This window comes from Candidatus Aquicultor sp. (assembly GCF_054640775.1).
Window position 1 is genome coordinate 1 of record NZ_JBTSLF010000230.1, and the last position, 3,734, is coordinate 3,734.

The following is a 3,734-nucleotide window of genomic DNA, read 5'->3' on the forward strand; positions in this document are numbered from 1 at the left end:
ATCCGTCATTCTTTCCAAAAAATGATCCGCTTGGTCAGGGACCTGTCCAAAAAATCAGGCAAGCAGGTGGATTTGAAATTATCTGGAGAAGAGACTGAAATTGACAGGAATATGGTCGATACCCTCTATGATCCTTTGGTGCATATGATCCGAAATTCAATGGATCACGGGATTGAATCTCCTCAAAAACGAAAGGAATCGGGTAAACCGGAAATCGGGGAGATTTCTTTGAGGGCCTACCAAAAAGGGGGAAATATCGTTATTGAAATTGAAGATAACGGGCAGGGACTGAACAGGGGGAAAATACTGGCTAAGGCCAGAGAGCGAAAAATAATTTTGGAAGAAAATTCATTGACAGACTTCCAGATTGACAACCTTATCTTTGAACCGGGATTTTCAACAGCGGAAAAGATCACTGATGTCTCCGGCCGCGGGGTGGGCATGGATGTGGTCAAGAGAGTCATTGAGAAAATAAGGGGGAAAATTGAGATCTATTCCATAGAGGGAAAAGGCTGTCGATTTGTCATCCGTGTCCCTTTGACCCTGGCCATTATGGACGGGATCTTAGTCAAAATAGGACAAGAGCGTTTTATCATCCCGACGGTAACAATAAAAGAAACCTTAAGGCCTGCCCCTGAAGATGTCTTTACCGTAGGAAAGAAAGAAGAAATGGTCAAGGTGAGAAATTCTTTGTTGCCCTTGATACGGCTGAATAATCTATTAAATATCCAAACCCATGACCAAAAACCTTGGGAGGGGCTGGTGGTTGTGGTTGAAAATGACGGGATTCAAAAAGGCCTCATGGTGGACGACCTTCTGGGGAAGCAGGAGGTGGTCATTAAAAATCTAGGAGAAAAGTTGAAGACCGTCAAGGGAGTGGCCGGTGGGGCGATTCTGGGAGATGGCCAGATCAGCCTGATACTGGATGTAAACGGAATATTTGAAATATATCGTGGGAAAACAACAAGAAATGAATGATCAAAAGATCAAGGTTCTGGTGGTGGATGATTCGGCCATTGTCCGGAAGATTTTTTCTGAGGAATTGTCCAAGGAGGCAGATATCGAAGTGGTGGGTACAGCCCCTGACCCTTTCATCGCCCGTGATAAAATCGTAAAGCTGAAACCGGATGTGATCACCCTGGACATTGAAATGCCGAGGATGGACGGTTTGACCTTCCTGAAAAAATTGATGAAATATTATCCACTGCCGGTCATCATCGTCAGCTCCTTGACCCCCAAGGGCAGTGCCATGGCTGTGGAAGCCATTGAATATGGGGCTATCGAAGTTTTGGCCAAACCGGGGGGGGCTTATTCCGTCGGCGATATGTGTATCCATCTCAAAGAGAAAATTAGAGCCGCCTCCCGGGTGAATATGAAAAGGAAACCTCTCCCAGCTTCTGGACCTCAGATTAAGACCATTACTCATTCCTTAAAAGAAACCACTCAAAAAGTCATTGCTATCGGGGCCTCGACCGGAGGCACAGAAGCCCTAAAGGAAATTTTGATCGATATGCCCCAGAATTCCCCAGGAATTGTGATTGTCCAGCACATGCCGGCCAATTTTACTACGGCCTTTGCCGAAAGATTAAATCAAATCTGCAAAATCGAAGTTAAGGAAGCTGAAGACGGGGATTCGGTGATTAATGGCCGGGCTTTGATTGCTCCGGGAAATTTTCATATGCTTATTCGCCGTAACGGGGCTAAATATTATGTCAATGTCAAAGATGGACCTCTGGTGCACCACCAGAGACCGGCTGTGGATGTCCTTTTTAATTCCGTGGCTCAATATGTCGGCAATAATGCCGTCGGAGTCATTCTGACCGGGATGGGAGCTGATGGGGCTCAAGGGTTGTTGGCCATGAAAGGGGCCGGGGCCGGCACCCTGGTTCAGGACGAAGCCAGTTGTATCGTTTACGGCATGCCGAAGGAAGCCGTAAAAATCGGAGCGGCCGACAAAATCGTTTCCTTGGATCGGATGACCCAGGAAATTGTCAACCAAATAAACCGGTCTTAGTTTTTTTTTTGAAAACAACCGATCAACTCGATTTTTTTTCTTCAGACTTCAGATCCTATACCGACTTTTGGGGAAGGGAGAAAAATGAAATAACCCACCTGTCCGGTCTACAGAAAGTTGTTATTGAATCCGTGCCAAAGGAATTATTTTTGAATTCATCAAGAACCGCTTAAGAAATTTCTATTTTCTCCGATATAGCTGAAAAGGGAGTTTTCTTTGAAAGAAGAATCAGAACCAGTGAAAAATCGGGATCTTTAATCATCAAAAAAGCCGTTGGTTTTTCAAGGGTAAAAACGAATAGAGAGGATCGAAAGAAAGATTGAAAATGAAAAACATGAAACTCAGCATGAAGTTGATCGGGGGATTTGGGACAGTGGCTTTAATCACCTTGATTGTGGGCTTTATCGGCTGGATCGGAGTATCCAACTCGGCAGACACTTCCCGAAAATTGAATAATTCCCAAAATCTGACCAAGGAGGTCTTGCAGCGGGAAGTGGACCATCTGAACTGGGCCAGAAAGGTAGGACAATTTCAAAGAAATGAAAATGCCACCGAAATCGAAGTAGAAAAAGATGAGCATCAATGTGGGTTTGGAAAATGGTACTACGGAGAAGATCGGAAGGCAGCTGAGGCCGATATCCCGGGTCTAAAGGAAATATTGGTTCAAATGGAAGAACCCCATCGAAGACTGCATCAATCCGCTCAGGAATTGGAAAAAATATTAAAAAAAGGAAAAGAGTTTAGAAAAGAGGCCCTGGCTTTTTATCAAACCGAAACCCAGGGCACTCTGAATAATATCCAAAAATTCTTTGCCGAGGTTCGATCGAAGGTGGAACAAAAGATCGCCGATTCATCCAAACAAGCCGAAAATCAGGCCACCCGTGTTAAATGGATTTCCGTGCTGGCGATGATTGCCGGTTTCATTATCGCTATAACCCTGGGCTTTTTTTTCAGCCGGTCCATTACACGGCCGATATGTTCAGTGGCCGATGGTCTGAATGAAGGGGCCGAGCAGGTGGCCTCAGCCTCCTCTCAGGTGGCCTCGGCCAGCCAGTCTCTGGCTGAAGGGGCTTCGGAACAGGCTGCCGGTCTGGAAGAAACCTCTTCTTCCATGGAAGAGATGGCCTCCATGACCAGACAGAATGCCGACAATGCCAATCAGGCCAATACCCTGATGAAAGATACCGGCCAAGTGGTGAACGAGGCCAACCAGTCCATGAAGGAATTGACCGAATCCATGAAAGGGATATCCTCCGCCGGTGAGGAAACCAGCAAGATCGTTAAGACCATCGATGAAATCGCCTTTCAGACCAATCTGCTGGCTTTGAACGCCGCCGTGGAGGCGGCCCGGGCCGGGGAAGCCGGGGCCGGGTTTGCCGTGGTGGCCGATGAGGTCCGCAATCTGTCCATGCGGGCCGCCGAAGCGGCCAAGAATACAGCTAATCTGATTGAAGATACGGTCAAAAAGGTCAAAAGCGGTTCGGATATTGTGCTCAAAACCAACGATGCCTTTGAAAGGGTGTCTATCGGGGCCCGGAAAGCGGCTGGTCTGGTCGGGGAAATTGCTGCGGCCTCCAATGAGCAGGCCCGGGGCATCGAACAAATCAACAAAGCGGTCATGGAAATGGATCGGGTTATCCAGAAGAATGCCTCCAGTGCCGAGGAATCCGCTTCGGCCTCGGAAGAGATGAACGCCCAAGCCGAACACATGAAACAGTTT

At 47.2% G+C, this 3,734-nt stretch carries 3 protein-coding genes; all 3 read left to right on the plus strand.

What is annotated here, in order from left to right:
- Positions 1-978, plus strand: a 978-nt coding sequence (locus tag ACYC56_RS13285; RefSeq protein ID WP_461374655.1) for a chemotaxis protein CheA, incomplete at its 5' end; no start/stop codon positions are given.
- On the plus strand, positions 971-2,014 hold the full coding sequence (locus ACYC56_RS13290; RefSeq protein WP_461374657.1) for a protein-glutamate methylesterase/protein-glutamine glutaminase: 1,044 nt from the start codon (positions 971-973) through the stop codon (positions 2,012-2,014). The genes ACYC56_RS13285 and ACYC56_RS13290, both read left to right, overlap by 8 nt.
- 325 nt (positions 2,015-2,339) lie before the next feature.
- A partial coding sequence (locus ACYC56_RS13295; RefSeq protein WP_461374656.1) for a methyl-accepting chemotaxis protein occupies positions 2,340-3,734 on the plus strand: 1,395 nt, incomplete at its 3' end.

Coding starts and splice junctions, on each gene's coding strand:
- ACYC56_RS13290 (WP_461374657.1), top strand. CDS start 971: ATGAATGATCAAAAGATCAAGGTTCTGGTGGTGGATGATTCGGCCATT.